Source organism: Arthrobacter sp. 147(2020) (genome assembly GCF_013116715.1).
Lineage (GTDB): Bacteria > Actinomycetota > Actinomycetes > Actinomycetales > Micrococcaceae > Arthrobacter_D.
Genome location: NZ_JABFOM010000006.1, coordinates 17,250 through 40,382 on the forward strand (window position 1 = coordinate 17,250; position 23,133 = coordinate 40,382).

Sequence of the window (23,133 nt, forward strand, 5' to 3'; positions counted from 1 at the left end):
GCTCAACAGATTGTTCATCGTTGGGCACTCATCGCTGGGTACTCATCGGGAATCCATCAGTTTTCTGACCCGCTTTCAGGGGGGACGGTTTCTTTAGGGTGGCTCCGTAGCGAAGCTTCCTTGAGTGTGTGGAGCCGGTCCTCGACTTCGCGAGAGTCAACCTGGCCTCGGAAGGCACGGTTGAACGCACCCCGCTTGAGGGCCTGCTCCAGGCACGCCGGCGTGGGGTGCAACCACGCACCTCTACCGGAGAGACGGCGGCGATCATCAATCACGACGGCGTTGGAGCCGTCCGGATTGTCTCTCACCAACCGCAGCAAAACAGCCTGGTCATCACGTTTCCGGCAACCGACGCACGTTCTAATCGCGGTTTGTTGGGATGGCAATGACCTAAGCCTCTTCCATTCTAGCGCTTTTCGGCAGGCAAGGCCGCATTGGCAGCACTACCCGCTGTTCAGGCCTTGACCGCGTCGGAGACAATGTCGATGCGCCACCCGGTCAGCTTTGCTGCCAGCCGCGCGTTCTGACCCTCTTTCCCGATGGCCAGCGACAGCTGGTAATCGGGAACCACCACTCGCGCGGACCGGGTACTCTCATCGGTGATCGTGACCGACGAGACCCGTGATGGCGACAGTGAGCTGGCGATGAAGGTGGCCGGATCGTCGCTGTAGTCCACGATGTCGATCTTCTCGTCGTTGAGCTCGTTCATGACCGCCCTGACACGGGATCCCATCTCCCCAATGCACGCGCCCTTGGCGTTGACGCCTGGAACCTGTGCCTTGACGGCAATCTTGGTGCGGTGCCCGGCCTCTCGGGCCAGAGCCACAATTTCGACAGTGTGGTCCGCGATTTCCGGTACTTCCAGTTCGAACAGTTTCCGGACCAGTCCCGGATGGGACCGGGACAAGGTGATGGAGGGGCCCTTCATGCCGCGGTGGACGTCGACGACGAAGGCACGCAGCCGCGCGCCGTGCAGGTACTTCTCCCCCGGAACCTGCTCGGGTGGTGGGAGCAGTGCCTCGACGGATCCGAGGTTGACCTGGATCATGTGCGGGTTGGTGCCCTGCTGGATCATCCCGGCTACGAGTTCGCCCTCTTTTCCACGGAATTCGCCGAGGATGTTGTCGTCCTCGGCGTCGCGGAGGCGCTGCAGGATGATCTGCCGCGCAGTGCTCGCCGCGATCCTGCCGAAGCCCGTGGGGGTGTCGTCAAACTCGCCGACCGGGGCGCCGTCGTCGTCGGTCTCGGTTGCCCAGATGGTGACGTGACCGCTCTTGCGATCCAGTTCCGCCCGCGCGGTCTCCTGTGACCCTGCGGTCTTGTGGTAGGCGACCAGCAGTGCCTGTTCGATGGTGGGGATCAGGAGCTCCAACGGGATCTCCCGTTCTCGCTCCAACAGCCTTAGCGCACTCATATCAATATCCATTTAGTTCTCCGAAGCTGTGGGTGTAGTGGTGGGGCGGGCATCGTCAAAGATGCCTTCGTCCCCGCTGTCGTCAGGAAGTGTGTCGTCAGGATGTGTGTCGTTCAGTGGCGTCTCGTCGAGGTGCGCGAACTCAACCTGCACGGTGCCTTTGCGGATACCCGTGAAGGGCAGCGTCAGGGGGTCGCCGGTCTTCGGCTTCATCCCCTTCTTCACCGGAATCTGGGGAGTCAGTCGGACGCCGTCGTCGCTGACTTCCAGAAGCCGCCCGGTGATGTCGTCCCCTTTGACCTGGCGGACGGTGACCAGGCGGCCCACGTTCCGCCGCCAGTGGCGGGGCTCGGTGAGCGGTCGGGACACACCCGGCGAGGAGACCTCAAGGCTGTAGGGCCGCCCGTGGTCATGAGGGTCGGCATCCATGGCCAGTGAGACGTCGTGGGCGACGTCGGAAATCAGGTCGAGGTTGACGCTGCCGGTCTGATCTTCCGGCAGGTCAACAACCACGTTGACGGTGCGTTCCGATCCAGCGGATTTAATTTCCACGGCCTCAAGGAAGAGCCCGTGCTGCTCAACGGTGGGCTGCAGCAGCGCTGTGAGCCTGACCGATTCCGCCTGGTTGTCCGCGTCACGCGCTTGTTGCTGCAGCGTACTTGCCGCAGGCGGACTGTCATTGCCCGGCCGAACCGCCATTGCTGCCTCCCACTCGATGATGTTGTAGCTCTAGCGTAGCGACATTCCAGCAAATACGGGGTACCAGGTCCCGAACGGGCGGGGATCATGACATCATCAACAGTTGTGAAGGACTCTTCTGGCCCCCGGCGTTCCGGCCCCCGCGGCGTCGCCCGGAGCGTCGCACACCGGACGATCCGCAGCCTCGCTCTGGTCCTCGCCTTCGTGCTGGTGGTCGCCCTCGGGATCAACCTCGATGGCCCCCCACCCCCCGGCCCACCGCCGCTATCCCTCACCGAACAGGCCCAGGTGATCGCTGAGGTGTCAGCGACTGACCTCGCTGCCGCGGCAACCATCCTTTCCGACGGTGCGGCCGCCGATGGCCAGGGGGTGGGTGAGGCCTACGCTGTGACAGCTGGTCTTCTGCAGGAGCAGGCCGCGGCGCTCCGACACCCTGTCCTGTCAATGGTGTCCTCCCCCACTGTTTCCTCCGGTACTGTTTCAGCCGCACCCCAGCCCTCTGCCGAAGTCGCCCGAGGGGAAGGTCTGGCGTCTACCGGTGGCAGCTCCGCCGCAGCAACCCAGCCAGCGCCCACGCCAACGAGTTTCGTGGCCGACCTGTTCTCCGCGGCTCAACAGAACCTTGAGGCCTCGATCGCCACGGAACCGGGGATAGCACGTCTGCTCGCGTCGGTAGCCGTGAGCCAGCGGCATCAGGCACTGGCGTTGGCGGGGCTCCAGGGCCTGGAGGCGCCGGAGTGGGAGCCGCTGCCTGCGGCCGGTCCCGGCCCGCTGCCCAAGTGTGCCGGCACGGACCCCGTCGACCCACCTGAGGCAGAGCCGCTGAGCGCGGCGGTGTCCGCCGAGCACCAGGCCGCTTACGCCTACGAGGTTGCAGCGGCGCGCATCCCCGACGGCGCGCACCTCACCGAGCGTGCCGAGCAGCACGCCCTCGCCGCCGTCGCAGGCGAGGGTGTCCTCCAGGGTCTGGCGTGCACTCAACTGCCAACGCAAATTCCGGCGTTCACCCTCGACGCCGGCTTCCTTGACGACCCGGCTGGCACCCTGGACCAGCTGAACGCCGAGCTGGTGGGAATGTACGCGGATCTGGTCGGGCTGACCGAGGGACCCGCACGGTCATGGGCTGTCGAACGGTTCATCGACGTCGCCGGCCAACAGCAGACGATCAGCGACACCCCAGAGGCATTTCCCGGCATCAGTGAGTGAGGCGAGGGATCCCTCTCACAGTCGCCGTCGATCTGACCGGCCACGCCGCGCTGGCAGCCCACCCTAACGCCGAGTTGGCGGTCAAGGAGAGCGATGTGGTGAGCGCACGGAGCCTAGACTGGGCGTCGTGGACCTTTCAACGATCGAGCTCCCCTCCGCCTTGGTGCGAAGCGCCCGCGCACTGCCGTCCGGGCACGGCTGGCTGGACCGGTGGAGGGATTTAGCCCGGACCGCGCTCACCGAGTGGGGGCTCACCCTGGACCTGCCCGGCGGCACCCTGCCCTGGGTCGGCAGCGCCGCCCTGGTAGTGCCGGTCCGCCGCGCCGATGGCAGCCCCGCCGTCCTGAAGATCACCATTCCCCACGAGGAAGCGCTCCCCGAACCCGACGCCCTGGTCTTGTGGGGAGGCAGGGGTGCGGTGCGGCTGCTCGCGGCCTCCCGTGATGACTACGTGCTCTTGCTGCAGAGGCTAGACGGAGACCGGTCACTGGCCGGGGTGCCGTTGGATGACACTGCCGCCATCTGGGGCGGACTGGTCCGGGAGCTGGCACTGACACCTGACAAGGGTGAGCTGTGGCGCGACATTCCGTCAGTAGCTGCGCAGGCGGAGATGTGGACCGACACAATGCCTGCGGACTGGGATCTGCTGGGACGCCCCTTTGACCGGTGGCTCCTGGAATGTGCCCTGGAAGTGTGCCAGGTGCGCGGAGCTGTGGGGCGACGGTCCGAGCAGGATGTCCTGGTCCACTCGGACCTGCACTACCTCAATATTCTGGCCCGCCTGGATTCCGATGCCGTCGAACAGGCAGGCTACCTGGCCATCGATCCCAAGCCGGTGGTAGGCGACGCCGAGTTTGCGGTGGCACCGATGCTGTGGAACCGGATTGGGGATCTGTTCCCCGGTGACCCGGAGGGCCATCTGCGGGAACGGTGCTCGGATCTGGCGTTCGCCGCTGGTCTTGACCCACTTCTGGCACGGGACTGGGCGGTGGTCCGGGAGGTCCAGAACGCACTCTCCGCCGTGGAGGCTGGGAACCAGGACGACGCCCAACGTTCGCTGTGGGTGGCCAGTACGCTGCTGCGTCGGACCCTTCCCGAGCTGCCCGCCGCAGCAGATCTGGCCCGGCCCTAGCGGAGCTCCCGAATCGCAGCTTCAGAATCACCGGAGCTTCAGAATCACTGCAGCGCTGGCTGCACGTTTTCCACCCACACGTCGTACCCCAGCTTGGCGATCAGCGCGCCGACCACCACGAGGAAGACAATCCTGATGAATTTGCTGCCCTGGGTGATGGCCATCCGCGACCCCACGTAGCCGCCGACCATGTTGGCCAACCCCAGCACCAGGCCCAGGCCCCACAGCAGGGAGCCATTGGGGAGGAAGAACATCAGCGCGCCGAAGTTAGTGGCGAGGTTCACGATCTTCGACTTGGCGCTGGCGTCAAGGAAGCTGTAGCCGAGCAGGGTGACCATCGCGATGATCAGGAAGGAGCCGGTCCCGGGCCCGATCAGCCCGTCATAGAACCCGATCACCAGACCAATCGCTGCCGCTGTCCCATAGTGCCGCCCGCCGGTGTGGCGCAGTTTGGTCAGGGTTCCGACGGTGGGCCGGAAGGCGGTGAACACCGCCACGGCAATAAGTGCAACAACGATGATGGGCTTGAACACCGACGACGGCAACGACGTCGCAATGATCGCGCCACCAAACCCGCCGAGCAGCGCTATCCCTGCCATCGGCAGTGCGGTTCTGAGATCGGGCTTGGCCCGCCGGTAATAGGTGATGGCACTGGTGGTGGTGCCGAACAGCGAGCCCATCTTGTTGGTGGCCAGCGCCTGCACCGGGGTGATCCCCGGAACCAGGAGCAGGGCCGGCAGCTGGAGTAGGCCGCCGCCCCCAACCACCGCGTCGACCCAGCCCGCAGCGAACCCGGCAACCAGCACCAGCAGAATCGTCGCGAGCTGGATCTCCTCCAGCCCGGAGTTCAACCGGCCCTGCTAGGAGGTAACGAGGCGGCGAAGGTGTTCGACGACCTCCGCGACTGCAATGTTCTCTGCTTCACCGCTGCGGCGGTCCTTGACCTCCACCACGCCGTCGGCCAGGCCGCGCCCGACGACGACGATGGTCGGCACGCCGATCAGCTCGGCATCACCGAATTTGACGCCCGGGGATACCTTGGGCCGGTCGTCATACATGACCTCAAGACCAGCAGCGGAAAGGTCTTCGGCAAGCTGGTTGGCAGCGGCAAAGATTTCCTCGCCCTTGCCTGTGGCGACCAGGTGGATGTCCGCCGGCGCAACGTTCCGGGGCCAGATAATGCCCTTTTCGTCGCGGTTCGATTCGGCCAGGGCAGCAATGGCCCGGGTCACACCGACGCCGTAGGATCCCATCGTGACGGTGGCCAGCTTCCCGTTCTGGTCGAGGACCTTCAGGTTCAGCGCCTCGGCATACTTCCGGCCCAGCTGGAAGATGTGGCCCATTTCGATTCCGCGGGCCGCCTTGAGCGGGCCCGAACCGTCGGGGGCTTCGTCGCCGTCGCGCACCTCCACAGCCTCGATGGTCCCGTCCCAGGAGAAGTCCCGGGAGGCGACGAGGCCGAAGACGTGTTTACCGGTGACGTTGGCACCGGTGATCCAGGAGGTTCCCGCCACGATGCGGGGGTCCACCAGGTAGGTGATCCCCGTTGACCCGTCGGCGCCGAGCACTGCGGCGTCCAGGCTTACTCCGGGGCCGATGTACCCCTTGACCAGGCCCGGATGCTTCCTCAGGTCCTCGTCGGAGGCAGGCTCCACCATCACTTCGCCACCCACCTCGAGGTGCGGTGCAAGGTTCGCTTCGATGCGCTTCAGATCGACCGTGCGGTCACCCGGCAGACCGATGATGACCAGCCGGCGCTCTCCGGTCGGCAGGATGGCGGCCAGCACGACATTCTTGAGGGTGTCGGCGGCGGTCCAGGGGCCGCCGTCACGGGCAAGGGCTTCGTTCGCGTGGTTTACCAGCGTGTCGATGGTCGGGGTGTCAGGGGTGTCCTTGATTTCCGCGGCAGCGGCTCCGGTGAAGTCAATCGAGTCCGGGACAACCGTGGTGACCGCCTCGACGTTGGCGGTGTAGCCGCCCTCGGACGCCACGAAGGTGTCCTCGCCGATCTCCGAGGGGTGTAGGAATTCCTCGCTCTTGGACCCACCCATAGCGCCGGCAGTCGCAGCGACGGGCACGATGGTGAGGCCGAGCCGTTCGAAGATCCGCAGATAGGCGGCGCGGTGCAGCTGGTAGCTGCGCTCCAGCCCGGCGTCGTCGATGTCGAAGGAGTAGGAATCCTTCATGATGAATTCGCGGCCGCGCAGCAGGCCAGCGCGTGGCCTCGCCTCGTCGCGGTACTTGGACTGGATCTGGTAAAGGCTCAGCGGCAGATCCTTGTACGAGTTGTACAGATCCTTGACCAGGAGGGTGAACATCTCCTCATGGGTCGGAGCCAGCAGGTAGTCGGCTCCCTTGCGGTCCTGGAGCCTGAAGATGCCGTCGCCGTACTCGGTCCACCGGTTCGTCGCCTCGTAGGGCTCCTTGGGCAGCAGCGCCGGGAAGTGCACCTCCTGCGCGCCGATGGCGGCCATCTCCTCGCGGATGATGGTCTCCACCTTGCCGAGCACCCTCAGTCCCAGCGGCAGCCAGCTGTAAATGCCGGGGGCGGCCCTGCGGATGTAGCCGGCCCGCACGAGGAGCCGGTGGCTGGCCACCTCGGCGTCGGAGGGGTCTTCGCGCAGGGTGCGCAGGAAGAGGGTGGAGAGTCGAAGGACCACGCGATAAAATCCGTTTCTTGAGCACTGACTGCCGAGGGCAGCTTAGAATCAGATACCAATCTAACCGTTTCAGGCGGCACCTGATGACACGGGCGCCAGGTGATGCAGTCCTAGAGGCTCCGCAGCGCGGCGACCGTCGCGTCGACGAGCTCCTCGCCCCGGGTCAGATCGTCCGCATTGTCGCCCGAGCTGCCGACCGTGACGTTGATCGTGGTGGTGCCGATCAGCGCGGTCAGGGAGACGGTCTCCTGAATGGTCCCGGGCACCCGGACCACGGTCCGGACGGCGAAGGTCTTGTCGGCGTTGGTGGTCGCCTGTTGCTCGGTGACAGCTGCCGTGACCACTTCACCGCCGATGTCCATCTCGAACTCGGAACAATCAGCGAGTTGGGTGCGGTTGGCTTCGAGCTGGTCCTGGATGACGTCGTCGGACCCGTGGCTGGTGAGGCTGAGTGAATCAGGCTGGAGGGAGGATGCTCCCGCGAAGGTCATGACGGCAAGGGTCGCGCTGAGGGCATCCCCGACAACGTCGGTGTCAGCGAAGACGTTGCATTCCTCGGGGGAAACTGTCAGGTCGCTGGGGGCCTCGGTGCCGGCCTGGTCCACCAGATCACGGATTTCTGCGTCGTCGAGGATCACGCCAGCGAGTGACTCGTCCTCATTCACCGCGGTCAGCGCCGCGACCAGTTCCTCGGGGTTGTACTCGGTGTCTGGCCGGGGAGCCGCCGTGGGATCGGTCCCGGCCGGGTCCGTGCCGGTTGGTTCGGCGCCGCCGGTCGGTTCAGCGCCGCCGGTGGGTTGGGCGCCGTCGGTGGGTTCGGCTGACAGCGTGGCGGGAGCGGGGAGGTCATCAATGTCCGGGCCCACGCTGCAGCCGCCGACGGCGAGAAGCGCGGCGCACGAGAGCACCGCGAGCCGGCGTCGCCCCCGGGCTTTTACACCAGCACCGTGGGTCACAACAGCACCGTGGCGAAGGTGCCCACTTCTTCGAAGCCCACAGTGCGGTAGGCGGAGAGGGCACGGGTGTTGAATGAGTTGACGTACAGGCTCACCACTGGCGCGCGCTGTTGCGCAGCGAGGACGACGGCGGCGAGGTAGCGGGCGCTGAGTCCCTGTCCACGGTAGGCCGGGTTCATCCAGACCCCCTGGATCTGGACGGTGGTGCTGGAGACGGTGCCGAGCTCGGCTTTGAAGATGACCTGCCCGTCCTCGTCGAAATCGGCGAGGGACGCCTGACGCCGGACCAGGGAGGCGACGCGGCGACGGTAGTGCTCGCCGCCACCGGTGAAGGGTGAGTACCCGACTTCCTCCTCGAACATGGCGGCGCAGGCGGGAACTATCACATCCAGCTCATCCTCGCGGGTGAACCGGAGCCCTGGTGCGGGGTCGACTTTCGGCGTCCCGGTGATGGCCAGCAGTGGCTGCTGGGGCCGCACATCGAACGGTTCCGGGCTGTGCAGCCGTAGGGTCGACCAGATGGCCAGCACCGCGTCGGCGGGTCCGAAGATGGAGGAAAATTTCCGGCCCGATGTTCCCAGGTAGGTGCCCAGCGCGGCACCGTCATCCGGGGACACCCCGATCGGCACCAGATTGACGCCGGCCCAGCAGGCCGAAACCAGCTCTCCGGCCCGGAAAATCCCTATCACTTCGCCGCCCGCATAGGACGGGGACAGCCCGCGTGAGGCTTCCAGATGGGACGCGATGAAGACATTCGACGTCGGGTCCAGATCCACCAGGCGACCGAGTGCCTCGTTGTGCTCCTTGTCGAGCGTCACGAAGCCGTCAACCACTGCGGCGCCCGCAGCTGTAGTACTGGAAGCGTCCGGTCCGGCCGCGGCAGTACCGGTCCCGTCGACTTGCTCTGCGTGCGACCTAACTGACGGTAACCATGGGGCCACCCTGGCCAGCAGTCTCGCCATCGGCTTCCCCCATCTCCTCAGCAATTCTCATGGCCTCTTCAATGAGTGTCTCAACAATCTGGTCCTCGGGAACAGTCTTGATGACCTGTCCCTTGACAAAGATCTGGCCTTTTCCGTTTCCGGACGCCACACCGAGGTCGGCTTCACGTGCTTCGCCGGGGCCGTTGACGACGCACCCCATCACCGCAACGCGCAGGGGAATTTCCATCCCTTCCAGGCCAGCAGTGACCTGCTCGGCGAGGGTGTAGACGTCCACCTGGGCCCTGCCACAGGAAGGGCAGGACACGATCTCCAGTTTGCGCGGGCGCAGGTTCAGCGACTGCAGGATCTGGTTGCCCACCTTGATTTCCTCGACGGGCGGCGCCGACAGGGAGACCCGGATGGTGTCGCCGATGCCCTTGGCCAGCAGGGCTCCGAAGGCAGTGGCCGACTTGATGGTGCCTTGGAAGGCCGGTCCGGCCTCGGTGACGCCAAGGTGAAGGGGCCAGTCGCCGCGTTCAGCCAGGAGTTCGTAGGCACGCACCATGATCACCGGGTCGTTGTGCTTGACCGAAATCTTGAAGTCGTGGAAATCGTGCTCCTCGAACAGTGAGGCTTCCCAGACCGCCGATTCGACGAGCGCTTCGGGTGTGGCTTTCCCGTACTTTTCCATCAGACGTGGGTCGAGCGAGCCGGCGTTGACGCCGATTCGGATCGAGGTTCCCGCCGCCTTGGCTGCTGCTGCGATTTCCTTGATCTGGTCGTCGAACTTCCTGATGTTGCCGGGGTTGACGCGGACCGCTGCACAGCCGGCATCGATCGCCGCGAACACATACTTCGGCTGGAAGTGGATATCGGCGATGACGGGGATCTGGGACTTCCTGGCGATGATCGGCAGCGCTGCGGCATCGTCTGCCGATGGGCACGCAACCCGGACAATGTCACACCCGGTGGCGGTCAGTTCAGCGATCTGTTGCAGCGTCGCATTGATGTCGGTGGTGGGGGTGGTGGTCATGGACTGGATGCTGATCGGCGAATCCGATCCAACGCCCACGGAGCCGACCTTGATCTGCCGGGTTTTACGGCGCGGGGCAAGGACGGGTGGCGGGGCGGCTGGCATTCCTAAACTGACCGAGGTCAAAGGATCCTCCATGTGTAGTTCATCGGTACATCAAATATTTGTCGGCTGTGAGACCGGGGATCAGGCGTACTGCGACAGGAGGCCGATACCGGGCTTCCACTCGGTGGCCTTGACTGCGGCGATGGCGCCCACCAGTGCGAACGGATCCTGGCTCAGCAGGTCGTTGAGCGACTGCTCGCTGTCAGCGGTGAAGATCAGGAGGGCGCCGGCTCCGTCGGTAAACGCCCCGGATGCGAGGACACGCCCTTCCCCTACCAGATCGGTCAGCCATTCGCGGTGAGCGGGACGGTGCTCGTCGCGTAGGTCGGAGGTATCAGGGCCATACACATATTCCACTGCGAAAACACTCATGGAACCACCTTATACGTGATTACAGCAGGTACCTCGCCGCGAGGACGGCGACGGCGGCAGCCCACAGCAGCGACGCGAGGGTGCCGATGATGAACCGCTCGGCGACCGCTGGCGTTTCCTTCAGTTCGGCGTACCGGCCCAGACCCTTGATCGCCACCACGTAGGCAATGGCAACCGGCTCGTTGGCCAGGATGGCTGCGGCAACGCCGAGCCGCTCGAGGATCCCGATTACCAGGCCGCCCCGCAGGACACCCGGGCGGGGCATCGCAGGGGTTTCAGGAGGTTCAGCACTGTCAGTGGTTTCGCGGAGGGCTGACCCGTCCATCGGGGGTGCCGGGGTGCCGGGCTCGTGTGCGGGCGGGTCGGGGACCACGATCGTGAGGGTTCTGCCCGGGGTCCCGTACTCGATCGTCCGCCTTTTGGCTGTGGAGTCACCGTGCTCGTCGACTGATCGTGCAATCTTCAAGACGCCGATCGTCACGGGCCAGCCCACTCCGGCTGCCACGAGCAGCGTCAGTATCACCCACAGCACTTCCATAGCTAGTCCTCCGTCGCGGCCAACGCATCACAGCCTGGCTGGAATCCGGTAACCGGGCCTCCCACCTGCTGCCTTCACTCCGGGACTCTACCGGCTGGGTACGACACCGTCCGGGTACGACGCTTAACGTGGCGCTGCAGCCTCCCCCGCATCCGCGCGGGCCAGCAGGACGGCGGCAGCCGGCCGGGCGGCCCACTCCTCGACCCACGCTGAGCGGGCAACTGCCTTGCTGACGGCCTGAGTGGTGATCCCCAACTGCCGGGCCGCGACGGTCTGGCTTCCCCATGTGTTGGGTTTCAGCTGGTCCAGGATCCGCCATTCAGCAGCTGTTCGCTTCATGACGTGCAACCCAATGAGCATCAACACACCCTCGGCTTCGGCAACCCCGAACTCCCCTTCCACGGCGACGGCGGCCCGATCCCCCGCTTTCTTGGCGCGCTCGACGGCGGCGCGGGCGGCAACGAAGGCTTCGCCCCGGCCTTCCCGGGCAGTGGCGGGCGGCGGCAGGTCGACGTCGCCCACCCCAATGCCCACGTACCAGCCGCCCGCCCGCAGGCAGAGCAGGGCGGCGTCGACCACCGCCTCGGGAGAGTCGAGTACTCCCTGCGCCTCATCCCCCACCGATCGGTCGAAGGGAACAACCACCGGCACCGGCCTCAGCAGGTCGAGCAGCCCGGGGACGCCGTCCTCGGACTGCGAACTGCCTTTCTGGTCAATCGTCATCACGAACATGTAGCAACCCTATGGGGTTGTAAATCAAATAACAACCTATTTAGTGCTCAAATTGATTTACAACCTATTATGCGGGTGGGAGGAGGAAGGCCGACTAGCCGAAGAGATTGACTGGCTTCACGATGTCGGCGTAGATCAGCAGCGCGCCCATTCCCATCAGCAACACGGCCACCACATAGGTGAGCGGGAGAAGTTTCGCCATATCGAAGGGCCCGGGGTCGGGGCGCCTGAACAGCCGTGCGACGGTCCGGCGGAGTCCCTCCCAGAGCGCACCGGCAATGTGGCCGCCGTCGAGAGGCAGCAACGGTATGAGGTTAAACACGAACAGGGCGATATTGACGCCGCCCACCAGGCCGACCAGGGTCGCCACCCGGGATTCAATCGGGACTTCGTCCATCGCTGAGACTTCGCCGGCGATCCGGCCAACGCCGACAACACTGATCGGACCTTCAGGATCACGCGGTGCATCCGAGAACGCCGCCTGACCCACTTCGACGACCCGCTGCGGGAGGTTGATCACGACGCCGGTGACCGCGACGACGTTCTCGCCAACCGCCGGCAGCACCTCGCTGGCGGGGCCGGGGACCAATTCCTGCTGCGAACCGACGCCGATGAATCCGACGGCCTCCAGCACCGGATTGCCGTCGGCGTCGAGCTTGGGACGGCCGTCAATGTCGGGCACCGGCCGTTCGGTGAGCAGCGGCGTGATGGTGGTGTTGATGGTTTCGCCGTCGCGCACGTAAGAGATGTCCGTTTCGGCGCCGGCGGTATCCCGGATCCAGGCGGAGAGCTCGGTCCAGTCAGTGACGTCCTGGCCGTCGTAGCTCACCACGCGGTCCCCCGGCTGCAGGCCCGCCTCGAACGCGGGAGCCGCAGGATCGTCAGCAGCGCAGGAAGTCTGACCGGTGGATTCCTGCTGGCTGGCGGGCACCACGCACTCGTACACCTCGGAGACAGTGGTGGTTGCCTGGGGGGATCCGAAGCCCATGATGAGGACGGCGAACATGATGACGCCGATGATCAGGTTCATCACCGGTCCGCCGAGCATGATAATGATCCGCTTCCAGATGGGCAGCTTGTAGAAGACCCGGTTCTCGTCGCCCGGACGGAGTTGCTCGGCGGCCGCCTGCCGGGCGTCATTGGTGAGCTGCTGGAACATCCCGGTGCTGGACGGGCGGACCGCGGTGCCCGAGCCGGGGTCGTCGTTCTTGGCGGGCGGGAACATCCCCACCATCGACACGTATCCGCCCAGCGGGATCGCCTTGAACCCGTATTCGGTGTCGCCGCGACGGCGGGAGAAGAGGGTGGGTCCGAACCCGATCATGTACTGGGTGACGCGGACCTTGAAAAGCTTGGCGGGGACAAGGTGCCCCACTTCGTGCAGAGCAATGGACGCCGCAATACCTACTGCAACGAAAAGCACTCCCAGAACGAAGAGCAGAATGGACAACGTGGTTCCTTTGGCTTAGCTGTACTGATCCTGCACACCACAACGAATCCGGGCGAGTGTGCGTGCCCGTTCCTCGGCGCCGAGCACGCTGCTGAGAGTGAGTGGCCCGCTGCTGTCATGCTCGGCGGTGACGGCCTCCACCGTATCCACGATGTCAGTGAAACCTATGGCTCCGCTGTGAAAAGCCCCAACGGCTTCCTCGTTGGCTGCGTTGAAGACGGCCATCGCCGTCCCGCCGCGTGCCGCAGCGGCCTTGGCCAGCCGGACGGCGGGGAACGCTTCCTCGTCGAGGGGTTCGAAGGTCCAGGTGGCCGCAGTGGTCCAGTCGCAGGGGGTTGCCGCGCCCGGGATGCGATGCGGCCATCCGAGGCCTAGGGCGATCGGCAGGCGCATGTCAGGCGGTGAGGCCTGCGCGATGGTTGAGCCGTCGGTGAACTGCACCATCGAGTGAATGATCGACTGGGGATGCACGACGACGTCGATCCGTTCCAGCGGAATGCCAAACAGCAGGTGGGCCTCAATCACCTCGAGCGCCTTGTTGACCATGGTGGCGGAGTTGGTGGTGACCATTTTGCCCATGTCCCAGGTGGGGTGGGCGAGGGCCTGCTGAGGGGTGACGCTCTGCAGGTCCTTCCGGGCCTTGCCCCGGAAGGGTCCACCCGATGCGGTGAGGATCAACCGGTCGACCTCTGCTGCGCTGCCGGAGCGCAGGCACTGGGCAAGGGCCGAGTGCTCCGAGTCGACGGGAACAATCTGGCCCTCAGCGGCGAGGTCGTGGACCAGTTGCCCGCCCACGATGAGGGATTCCTTGTTGGCCAGGGCCAACAGGTGTCCGGCCTTCAGCGCTGCGAGGGTAGGCGCGAGCCCGATGGAACCGGTGATGCCATTGAGGACGACGTCGGCGTCGGGCCAGGCGGCGAGGTGGGCTGAGGCGTCGGGTCCGGTAAACAGTGCCGGGGAATAGTTTTTCGCTGCCGGTGCCGCGTCGGCCGCCTTGCGGATGGCGTCGCTGAGCTCGGCGTCAGTGCCGGAGGCCGAGGCGACGGCCTGGGCGTTGACCGCCACGGCCTGCTCTGCCAGCAGCGCCAGGTTACTCCCGCCAGCGGAAATGGCAGTGACGATGAAGCGATCGGGAGCCTGCCGGATCACGTCGATGGCCTGGGTGCCGATGGAGCCGGTGGACCCAAGGATGACCACCCGACGTTGTCCGGTAGCTGGCGCGATAAATTCCATGGTTCAAGTATCGCGCACAGCACCGGATGCAAAAACGGCCCCCTGGCTCAGATCCGCCGGTTGCCGCGGCAGTTCCTGAGCCCGAGGGCCGTTTCTGTTGTGCGGGTGGCTGGTTAAGGCGGGTCGCTGGTTAGCGGCTGATGGAGGCGAGCGCGTCTGCGATGGTTTCCTGGCCGGAGATCAGCTCAAGGACCTGCCTGTCCCCTAGCCTGCTGTCGAGCAATGCTGCGATGACCGCCGCCACGTCCGCGCGGGGTACCGACCCCTGCCCTGTCTTGGAGGAGAGGCGCACCCTGCCGGTGGCGGGGTCGTCGGTCAGTCCACCGGGGCGGACAATCGTCCAGCTGAAGGACGACCGTGCCGCGAGGTCTTCCTCGGCGGCGAGCTTGGCCTGGAGGTAGGCGTAGAAGATGTCGTCGAGTCCGTCGGGGCGCTGGCCGTCCCGAACCGAATCGGCCCCCATCGAGGAAACCTGGACGAACCGTTTGACGCCGGCAATCTCTGCGGCGTCTGCCAGCAGCACTGAGGCACCGCGGTCGACCGTGTCTTTACGTTCAGCACTGCTGCCTGGACCTGCACCGGCGGCGAAGACGACGGCGTCGGCTCCGGTCAACACCTGGGCGACCTCCTCGGGAGTACTTGACTCGAGGTCAATCACTACCGGGGTGCCGCCGTCGTTCTCAATGTCTGTGTTGTGCTCCGGGTTGCGGACCAGTCCGACAACCTCGTGACCCTGTTGAACAAGCTGGCGGGTGAGTTCGCGGGCAATTTTTCCGTGGGCTCCTGCTATCACTGTTCTCATATGGGGGTAACGGCTTACGGACCACCACAAATTCCCGAAAGCTGCGGGTAGATTCCGAAGCTACCGTTCCCCGGCCCTCGCCAGGGTCTGCTCGGCGTGACGAAGAATCGGCCCGTCGATCATCCGACCCTGGAACTGAAAGACGCCGCCGCTCCGGGCTGCCTCGGCCAGAATTGCCCGGGCGTAGTCGACTTCCTCGGCCGACGGCCGATACGCCTCGCGGATCACTGGCGCCTGGCTTGGGTGGATGCACGCCTTCGAGCCAAACCCTGAGGCCACTGCATCCCGGGACTCTGCGGCCAACCCGTCCAGATCGGCAATGTTGATATAGACGGAGTCCATCGCCGCCTTGCCCGCAGCAGCCGCCGCCAACAGCACCTGGGAGCGGGCCTGCAACGCTACCTGCCGATAGGAGCCGTCAGATGTCCGGCTGGACGACCCTCCCAACGACGCCACCAGGTCCTCGGCACCCCACATCAATGCCACCACGTTCGGTTCGGCAGCAATCGCCTGCGCATTCAGCACCCCTACCGCGGTCTCGCACAGGGCAACCACCGAGAACGCACTCAATCCCCACAGATCGGCGGCCGATTCGGCCTTGGCCAGCATCACCGTGCGATACGGGGTGTGCTTGAGCATGTCGACGTCGAGCGCGTAGTCCCCGGTCGACGCAGGGTTGATCCGTACGATGGTGCGCGACGGGTCGAGCGTGCTCGCGGCGACCGCTTCCCGCGCCGCTGCCTTGCCAGCCGGAGCTACCGCGTCCTCGAGGTCAAGGATCACCGCATCCGCACGGTCGGCAGCCTTCGCGAACCGCTCCGGCCGGTCGGCGGGACAGAACAGCAGCGCTGGCCCCATGGTGAAGGTCTTCATGAGCTCTGGTGCCCTTCCCTGGTCCACATCAGCACACTCCGGGTGACCAGCGCGACGACGGTGCCGTCCTGGTTGCGGCCGGTGTGTTCCATCGTGACGATCCCCTGGCCCGGCCGCGACGCCGAAAGCCGCTTCTCGGTCACCACCGTGTCCGTGTACAGGGTGTCCCCGTGGAACAGCGGATGCGGAAACTTCACATCGGTCATCCCCAGTTGCGCCACGATGGTCCCCTGGGTCAGTTGCGGAACCGACTGGCCGACGACGGTCGCCAGCGTCAGCATCGAGTTCATCAGCCGCTGGCCAAACGGTTGCGATGAACTCCACGCCGCGTCGAGATGGAGTGCCTGGGTGTTCATGGTCATCGTTGTAAACAGGACGTTATCGGTTTCCGTCAGGGTGCGTCCGGGCCGGTGCGAATACACCACCTCGGTGTCGAGTTCCTCAAAATAGAGGCCCCGCTGCTCCACCACCGCACGCTCGGGCGCTGCTCCCTGACGGTCCGGCGAGTCAGTCTCAGCCATGCAGGTCAACCTCCAGCGGTGCTCCCGTAGCCGCGAGGACCTCCTCGACGCTCACCCCGGGGGCTGTCTCCCGCAGCACCAGGGTGCCACCGTTACGGTCGGCGTCGACGTCGATCACCGCAAGATCGGTGATGATCCGGTTGACGCAGCCCTTGCCGGTCAGGGGAAGCGAACAGCTGCTGACAATCTTCGGCCTGCCACTGCGGTCAACGTGTTCCATCATCACGATGACGCGCTTCGCACCGAAGACCAGGTCCATGGCGCCGCCCATCCCCTTGACCATCTTGCCGGGAATCATCCAGTTGGCGAGGTCCCCGTTTGCAGCGACCTCCATCGCCCCGAGGACCGCCACGTCAACGTGGCCGCCACGGATCATGCCGAACGAGGCAGCCGAATCGAAGTAGGCCGCACCCGCGTTGGCGGTCACGGTTTCCTTGCCGGCGTTGATGAGGTCCGGATCAAGCTGTTCCTCGGTGGGATAGGGCCCGACGCCGAGGATCCCGTTCTCCGAGTGGAGCACCACCTCCACGCCGTCGGGGATGTAGTTGGGGATCAGCGTGGGCATACCGATGCCCAGGTTGACGTACTGGCCGTTCTCCAGCTCGAGGGCAACGCGGGCAGCGAGTTCGTTACGGGTCAGTGCCATGTCTCAGACCGCCTTTGCAGCGTTGGAATCGGCCGGGTTGGAATCGGCAGAGTTGGTGTCAGACCGGTTGGAGCCGGGAGCCGCTTCGGAAGTGAGTGACACGGTTCGCTTCTCGATCCGCTTCTCCGGGTTGGCCGCCAGCACTACGCGCTGGACGAAGATCCCGGGAATGTGGACCTGGGCAGGGTCGAGATCGCCCGGTTCCACCAGCTCCTCGACCTCGGCGATGGTGATCTTGCCGGCCTGGGCGCACAGCGGGTTGAAGTTCATCGCGGTGGCATGGAACACCAGATTGCCGTGCCGGTCACCCTTCCAGGCATGCACCAGCGCGTAATCGGGGTTGACCGATTCCTCCAGCACATAGTCCTGCCCACCGAAAGTGCGCACTTCCTTTGGCGCTGAAGCCTTAGTGACGTTGCCGGCGTCGTCGTACTTCTGCGGCAACCCACCCTCGCTCACCTGCGTGCCGACCCCTGCGGGTGTGTAGAACGCCGGGATCCCGGCGCCGCCCGCGCGCAACCGCTCCGCAAGGGTGCCCTGCGGCGTCAGTTCCACCTCCAGTTCGCCGGAGAGGTACTGGCGGGCGAACTCCTTGTTTTCACCCACGTAGGAGCTGATGGTGCGACGGATCCGCCCATCGAACAGGAGGACGCCGAGCCCCCAGTTGTCCACCCCGCAGTTGTTGCTGATGGTTTCCAGGTCGGTGGTTCCCTGCTGGTGCAGGGCGTCGATCAGGGCAACCGGGATTCCGCAGAGGCCAAACCCACCGACGGCCAGTGAGGCACCATCGGGGATGTCGGCGACCGCCTCGGCGGCCGTGGCAACAACTTTGTCGATCACTGTAACTCCTTAGGTACTGGCGTGTGGCGTGGTGCTAGAGGCCGAGTTCCCGGGCGATCAGCATCAGCTGAACCTCGGTTGTCCCCTCGCCCACTTCGAGAATCTTCGAGTCGCGGTAGTGCCGTGACACAGTGAACTCGTTGATGAATCCGTAGCCGCCGAAGATCTGGGTGGCGTCGCGGGCGTTGTCCATTGCTGCTTCACCAGCCACCAGCTTAGCGATGGATGCCTGCGTCTTGAACGGCTTGCCAGCGAGCATGCGTGACGCGGCGTCGTAGTAGGCCAGGCGGGCGGTGTGCGCCCTGGCCTGCATCCGGGCGATCTTGAACTGGATCGACTGGAATGATCCGATATTGGTGCCGAACGCCTGACGTTCCTTCGCGTACTTGATCGATTCCTCGACACAGCCCTGTGCGGCACCGGTGGCCAGCGCAGCAATGGCAATGCGTCCCTCATCGAGAATCTGGAGGAAGTTCGCGTAGCCGCGCCCACGCGTCCCGAGCAGGTTCGCCTCGGGGACCCGCACATCGGTCAGGGTCAGCGGGTGGGTGTCGGAGGCGTTCCAGCCCACCTTGTTATAGGCCTTCTCCGCCTTGAATCCGGGAGTGTCGGACGGGACAAGGATGGTGGAGATTTCCTTCTTCACCGAGCCGTCCTCGCGGGTGATGGTGTCGGTGACCGCCGTGACGGTGACCAGCCGGGTGATGTCGGTGCCGGAGTTGGTGATGAATTCCTTGGTGCCGTTGATGACCCATTCACCGTCCACGAGTTTCGCTGTTGTCTTGGTGCCGGACGCGTCCGATCCAGCCTCGGACTCGGTCAGGCCGAAGCCGCCGAGCGCCTTGCCGCTGGCCAGCAGCGGCAGCCATTCGCGCTTCTGCTCCTCGGTGCCGAACCGGTAGACCGGCATCGCGCCCAGGGAAACGCCCGCCTCAAGGGTGATGGCTACTGACTGGTCCACCCTGGCCAGCTGCTCCAGTGCGAGGCACAGGGCGAAGTAGTCGCCACCCATTCCGCCGAATTCCTCGGGGAAGGGCAGCCCGAACAGGCCCATGTCGGCCATCTGGTCGACGACTGCGTACGGGAAGCTGTGCTCTTCGTCGTGTTTGGCTGACACGGGCGCGACAACTTCGTCGGCGAATTCGCGAACAGTGTCTACCAGGTCCTGGTATTCCTCGCTGAGTTCAAAGTTCATGACTTACGCTTCTTCTTTCGTTGAGATGATTCCCGCTGGGTCGGGCAGGGTTTCTGTCGCGTGGATTCGGGCGACGATCTGGTTGGCTTTGACCAGGTCGCCGGGCTTCAGGTGGATCGAGACGGTACCTGCAACCGATGCGGTGAGCTGGTGCTCCATCTTCATGGCCTCGACGCTGAGCAGGGTCTGACCCTTATCGACCGTGTCGCCGTCGGCGACCGCCACCGAGGTGACGGTGCCCGGCATGGTGGAGCGCACCTCGGGGTCTGCGGTGCCCTCGGCGCGGGCGATCAGCGCCAGCTGGGCTTCGAGGCGCTCCGCCCTGCTGAGGCTGCGTACCGACGTCGACCAGCCGGCGTCCGAGTACCAGATCCTCCCCGCACCCCGTTCGATCGACGCGCTGCGCCGGATCCCGTCAACCGTCACGGTCCCCTGCTCAGGATCGTGGGTGACGAGGCGGGACGCCGCGTCCCCGATCCGGACCTCAAACCCGCCCCGGCCCGGCTCGATGAGGACTTCGCGGACGTCGTCGGACGAGACAGCGAGGTTCAGCCGCCGGGGCCGGTGTGCACCAATCCGCCAGCCGTCGCGACGGGCCCAGGGCGACGGAACACTTCCATCGCGCGAGCCGTCAGCCCCGCCGTCGCCTCCACCGGCGTCGACCGCCGCCAGGATCGCGATCTCCTCATCGCTGATGCGGCGGAAGGCGAGCCCGGGCAGCTTGCGTTCGATCATGGTGGTGTCGAGGCGGCCGGCGCGGACGTCGACGTCGTTGATCAGCAGCTTGAGGTATTCGATGTTGGTGTGGACGCCGAGCACCACCGTATCGGCGAGCGCCCGGTCCAAACGGTCCAGCGCCTCGGTGCGGTTGCGTCCCCACGCGATGACCTTGGAGAGCATGGGGTCGTAGCTGGCGGAGACGTCGAGTCCGCGGAGCAGGGAACTGTCCACGCGGATGCCCTCGCCCCGGGGCTCGGCCAGCCCGACGACCGTGCCGGTGGAGGGCAGGAAGTCAGCCTCGGGGTCCTCGGCGTAGACCCGGGCCTCGACGGCGTGGCCGGTGAGCACCACGTCCTCCTGGCTGAGCGTGAGCTTCTCGCCGGCTGCAATCCGGACCTGCCACTGGACCAGATCGATACCGGTGATCATCTCCGTAACCGGGTGCTCCACCTGGAGGCGGGTATTCATTTCCATGAAGAAGAACTCGTCCGGCGCGTCTGCTGAGACCAGGAACTCGACGGTTCCCGCTCCGCTGTAGTCGACGCTGCGCGCAGCGTTGCACGCAGCCTCACCGATGCGGATCCGGGTGGCCTCGTCCAAAAGGGGTGAGGGGGCCTCTTCGATGACCTTCTGGTGGCGGCGCTGCAGGGAGCACTCCCGCTCCCCCAGGTGAATGACATTCCCGTGGTTGTCAGCGAGGACCTGCACCTCGATGTGCCGCGGGGTGAGGATCAGGCGTTCCATGAACAGGGTGTCATCCCCGAACGCTGAGGCGGCGACCCTCCGGGCTGTCGGCAGGGTGGCTGCAAGGTCCTCGTGCCGCTCGACAACGTGCATTCCCTTGCCGCCGCCACCCGCGGAGGGTTTGATCAGCAGTGGGAACCCGACGTCTGCGGCGGCGTCGAGCAGCTGCTGGTCGGTCAGGTCCGGCTGCGCGATGCCGGGCACTACTGGCACCCCGTGGTCCATCACGTGGTTTTTGGACCTGATCTTGTCACCCATCACGTTCAGGGCGTGCACCGACGGGCCAATGAAGGCGATGCCGGCGTCACTGAGCGTCTGTGCAAAGGCCTGGTTCTCGCTGAGGAACCCATACCCGGGATGCACGGCCTGCGCACCGGTCCGACGGCATGCGTCGACGATGGCGTCGATGGACAGGTAGCTTTGGGCCGGGGCGGCCGGGCCGATCCTGACGGCAACGTCGGCCTCCCTCACATGGAGAGCATCGGCATCGGCGTCGCTGTAGACCGCCACCGACCTGATGCCGAGCGCCCGGAGGGACCTGAGGACCCGGCAGGCGATCTCGCCGCGGTTGGCAACGAGCACTGTCTCAAACAGGGCTGTCTTCAGGGCGGTGCTGTCAGTGGTGGGGTCAATCGGTAGCATCGTCGCTCACATCCGGAAAAGGCCGAAGGAAGTGTCCCGGACCGGAGCGTCGGCACAGATGTCCAACGCCAGGCCGAGCACCGTGCGGGTATCCGCGGGGTCAATAATGCCGTCGTCCCAAAGCCGGGCTGTCGAGTAGTAGGGACTGCCCTGTTCCTCGTACTGGTCGCGGATGGGGGCCTTGAAGGTCTCTTCGTCGTCGGCGCTCCACTCCTCGCCGCGGCCTTCCAGCTGGTCACGCTTGACGGTGGCCAGCACGGAGGAGGCCTGGTTACCGCCCATCACCGAGATCCGGCTGGAGGGCCACATCCACAGGAAGCGTGGTGAGTAGGCGCGCCCACACATCGAGTAGTTGCCTGCGCCGAAGGAACCGCCGACGACGACGGTCAGTTTGGGGACCCGGCAGGTAGCGACGGCGGTCACCATTTTGGCGCCGTTCTTGGCGATGCCACCAGCTTCGTAGTCGCGGCCGACCATGAAGCCCGAGAGGTTCTGCAGGAAGATCAGGGGGATGCCGCGCTGGTCACACAGTTCGATGAAGTGGGCGCCCTTGAGGGCGGATTCGCTGAACAGCACTCCGTTGTTGGCGACAATCCCGACCTGGTGGCCGTGCAGCCGGGCGAAGCCGGTGACCAGGGTGGCGCCGTACTCCTTCTTGAACTCGTGGAACTCGCTGCCGTCGACGAGCCGGGCGATCACTTCGCGGGCGTCGTAGGAGGCGTTGACATCGGTCGGGACGGCCCCATAGATCTCGTCGGGATCGACGGCCGGTTCGGTGGCCGCAGTGATCTCCCAGGCTGGGGTATTGCGGGGCAGGGTGGAGATGATATCCCTGACGATCTCAAGCGCATGGGTATCGTTCTCGGCCAAATGGTCGGTGACACCTGAGATTTTCGAATGGACGTCTCCCCCGCCCAGCTCCTCGGCGGTGACAATTTCACCGATGGCCGCCTTCACGAGCGGGGGCCCACCGAGGAAGATGGTTCCCTGGTTGCGGACGATCACCGTCTCGTCGCTCATCGCCGGAACGTACGCTCCACCCGCGGTGCAGGAGCCCATGACCGCTGCGATCTGTGGGATCTTCCTGGCCGACATGGTGGCCTGGTTGAAGAAGATCCGCCCGAAGTGTTCCCGGTCCGGAAATACCTCATCCTGCTTCGGCAGGAACGCTCCACCGGAGTCCACCAGGTAGACGCACGGCAGGTTGTTCTCCAACGCGATTTCCTGGGCGCGCAGATGCTTCTTGACGGTGAGCGGGTAGTAGGTGCCGCCCTTGACGGTTGCGTCGTTTGAGATCACGAGGACGTGGCGGCCATGGACCAGGCCAACACCGGCGATGACACCGGCACCCGGGCACTCGTCGTCGTACAGGCCGTTGGCGGCCAGCGGCGCGATCTCGAGGAAGGGGCTGCCGTCGTCGAGCAACTGGTCAACGCGCTCCCGTGGCAGGAGTTTGCCGCGGGCCACATGCCGTTCACGCGAGCGGGCAGGACCACCGAGGGCCGCCTCGGCAAGCCGGTCGCGAAGTTCGGCCACCAGGCCCCGTTGCGCGTTGTCGTTCTCGCGAAAGCCGGGGCTGGTGGGATCTACCTGGGAAGTCAGCGTCTGCATTGAGGTCTTTCCCTGACTGGTGCTCATCGGCGAGCTGACCGTCGGTCGGAAGCATTTTCAGTTAGTGTGTACTAACTGAGTTTAGG

23 protein-coding genes are annotated in these 23,133 nt (G+C 65.3%); 2 read left to right on the plus strand and 21 right to left on the minus strand.

What is annotated here, in order from left to right:
- Window positions 1-56 precede the first annotated feature (56 nt).
- The 3 genes from HMI58_RS06145 to rimP form a co-directional block, all read right to left on the minus strand.
- On the minus strand, window positions 57-386 hold the full coding sequence (locus HMI58_RS06145) for a YlxR family protein (RefSeq protein ID WP_205207956.1): 330 nt from the start codon (window positions 384-386) through the stop codon (window positions 57-59).
- Between the two features lie 68 nt (window positions 387-454).
- Window positions 455-1,426: a transcription termination factor NusA gene (nusA, locus tag HMI58_RS06150; RefSeq protein WP_171587374.1), complete on the minus strand. Its 972-nt coding sequence runs from the start codon at window positions 1,424-1,426 to the stop codon at window positions 455-457.
- A complete protein-coding gene (gene rimP / locus HMI58_RS06155) occupies window positions 1,427-2,113 on the minus strand; it encodes a ribosome maturation factor RimP (protein ID WP_171618523.1) in 687 nt (228 codons plus the stop codon).
- A gap of 87 nt (window positions 2,114-2,200) precedes the next feature.
- On the opposite strand from rimP, the gene HMI58_RS06160 reads away from it, so the two are divergent.
- Both HMI58_RS06160 and HMI58_RS06165 read left to right on the plus strand, forming a co-directional pair.
- Window positions 2,201-3,319 carry a DUF4439 domain-containing protein gene (locus HMI58_RS06160; protein ID WP_171618524.1) on the plus strand — a complete coding sequence of 373 codons (1,119 nt, stop codon included), beginning with the start codon at window positions 2,201-2,203 and terminating at the stop codon, window positions 3,317-3,319.
- Window positions 3,320-3,446: 127 nt separating this feature from the next.
- Complete coding sequence (locus HMI58_RS06165; protein ID WP_171587377.1) at window positions 3,447-4,451, plus strand: aminoglycoside phosphotransferase family protein; 1,005 nt, start codon at window positions 3,447-3,449, stop codon at window positions 4,449-4,451.
- Between the two features lie 44 nt (window positions 4,452-4,495).
- Here the strand turns inward: HMI58_RS06165 and HMI58_RS06170 are convergent, their stop codons facing one another.
- The 18 genes from HMI58_RS06170 to HMI58_RS06255 all read right to left on the minus strand — a co-directional run bounded on the left by HMI58_RS06170 (window position 4,496) and on the right by HMI58_RS06255 (window position 23,047).
- Window positions 4,496-5,302 carry a TSUP family transporter gene (locus HMI58_RS06170; RefSeq protein WP_171618525.1) on the minus strand — a complete coding sequence of 269 codons (807 nt, stop codon included), beginning with the start codon at window positions 5,300-5,302 and terminating at the stop codon, window positions 4,496-4,498.
- A gap of 9 nt (window positions 5,303-5,311) precedes the next feature.
- Window positions 5,312-7,111, minus strand: a complete 1,800-nt coding sequence (locus HMI58_RS06175; protein WP_171618526.1) for a proline--tRNA ligase — start codon at window positions 7,109-7,111, stop codon at window positions 5,312-5,314.
- A 110-nt stretch (window positions 7,112-7,221) separates the two neighbouring features.
- Window positions 7,222-8,067, minus strand: coding sequence for a hypothetical protein (locus HMI58_RS06180; RefSeq protein WP_171618527.1), 846 nt, complete (start codon window positions 8,065-8,067; stop codon window positions 7,222-7,224).
- Complete coding sequence (locus HMI58_RS06185) at window positions 8,064-8,900, minus strand: GNAT family N-acetyltransferase (RefSeq protein ID WP_171587401.1); 837 nt, start codon at window positions 8,898-8,900, stop codon at window positions 8,064-8,066. The genes HMI58_RS06180 and HMI58_RS06185 overlap by 4 nt, the downstream gene beginning before the upstream one ends.
- An 82-nt stretch (window positions 8,901-8,982) precedes the next feature.
- Window positions 8,983-10,149, minus strand: a complete 1,167-nt coding sequence (ispG, locus tag HMI58_RS06190) for a flavodoxin-dependent (E)-4-hydroxy-3-methylbut-2-enyl-diphosphate synthase (protein ID WP_171587380.1) — start codon at window positions 10,147-10,149, stop codon at window positions 8,983-8,985.
- A gap of 60 nt (window positions 10,150-10,209) precedes the next feature.
- Window positions 10,210-10,500, minus strand: coding sequence for a YciI family protein (locus HMI58_RS06195; protein WP_171587381.1), 291 nt, complete (start codon window positions 10,498-10,500; stop codon window positions 10,210-10,212).
- A gap of 19 nt (window positions 10,501-10,519) precedes the next feature.
- Window positions 10,520-11,038: a hypothetical protein gene (locus tag HMI58_RS06200; RefSeq protein WP_171618528.1), complete on the minus strand. Its 519-nt coding sequence runs from the start codon at window positions 11,036-11,038 to the stop codon at window positions 10,520-10,522.
- Window positions 11,039-11,161: 123 nt separating this feature from the next.
- Window positions 11,162-11,770, minus strand: a complete 609-nt coding sequence (locus HMI58_RS06205; protein WP_171618529.1) for a helix-turn-helix domain-containing protein — start codon at window positions 11,768-11,770, stop codon at window positions 11,162-11,164.
- Window positions 11,771-11,864: 94 nt separating this feature from the next.
- Complete coding sequence (locus tag HMI58_RS06210; protein ID WP_171587384.1) at window positions 11,865-13,220, minus strand: site-2 protease family protein; 1,356 nt, start codon at window positions 13,218-13,220, stop codon at window positions 11,865-11,867.
- 15 nt (window positions 13,221-13,235) lie between these two features.
- Complete coding sequence (dxr, locus tag HMI58_RS06215) at window positions 13,236-14,453, minus strand: 1-deoxy-D-xylulose-5-phosphate reductoisomerase (protein ID WP_171618530.1); 1,218 nt, start codon at window positions 14,451-14,453, stop codon at window positions 13,236-13,238.
- A gap of 130 nt (window positions 14,454-14,583) precedes the next feature.
- The gene (locus tag HMI58_RS06220; RefSeq protein ID WP_171618531.1) at window positions 14,584-15,255 is read right to left on the minus strand and encodes an SDR family oxidoreductase; all 672 of its coding nucleotides are present in this window, start codon (window positions 15,253-15,255) and stop codon (window positions 14,584-14,586) included.
- Between the two features lie 60 nt (window positions 15,256-15,315).
- A complete protein-coding gene (locus HMI58_RS06225) occupies window positions 15,316-16,128 on the minus strand; it encodes a CoA ester lyase (protein ID WP_171618532.1) in 813 nt (270 codons plus the stop codon).
- A complete protein-coding gene (locus tag HMI58_RS06230) occupies window positions 16,125-16,649 on the minus strand; it encodes a MaoC family dehydratase (protein WP_171587388.1) in 525 nt (174 codons plus the stop codon). The genes HMI58_RS06225 and HMI58_RS06230 overlap by 4 nt, the downstream gene beginning before the upstream one ends.
- Window positions 16,642-17,295, minus strand: coding sequence for a CoA transferase subunit B (locus tag HMI58_RS06235; protein ID WP_171618533.1), 654 nt, complete (start codon window positions 17,293-17,295; stop codon window positions 16,642-16,644). Before HMI58_RS06235 ends, HMI58_RS06230 begins: the two co-directional genes overlap by 8 nt.
- Before the next feature lie 3 nt (window positions 17,296-17,298).
- Window positions 17,299-18,135, minus strand: coding sequence for a CoA transferase subunit A (locus HMI58_RS06240; protein ID WP_171618534.1), 837 nt, complete (start codon window positions 18,133-18,135; stop codon window positions 17,299-17,301).
- Window positions 18,136-18,169: 34 nt separating this feature from the next.
- Window positions 18,170-19,330, minus strand: coding sequence for an acyl-CoA dehydrogenase family protein (locus tag HMI58_RS06245; protein WP_171587391.1), 1,161 nt, complete (start codon window positions 19,328-19,330; stop codon window positions 18,170-18,172).
- A 3-nt stretch (window positions 19,331-19,333) separates the two neighbouring features.
- The gene (locus tag HMI58_RS06250; RefSeq protein ID WP_171618535.1) at window positions 19,334-21,436 is read right to left on the minus strand and encodes an acetyl-CoA carboxylase biotin carboxylase subunit; all 2,103 of its coding nucleotides are present in this window, start codon (window positions 21,434-21,436) and stop codon (window positions 19,334-19,336) included.
- Between the two features lie 6 nt (window positions 21,437-21,442).
- Window positions 21,443-23,047, minus strand: coding sequence for a carboxyl transferase domain-containing protein (locus HMI58_RS06255; RefSeq protein WP_171618536.1), 1,605 nt, complete (start codon window positions 23,045-23,047; stop codon window positions 21,443-21,445).
- Between the last annotated feature and the right edge of the window lie 86 nt (window positions 23,048-23,133).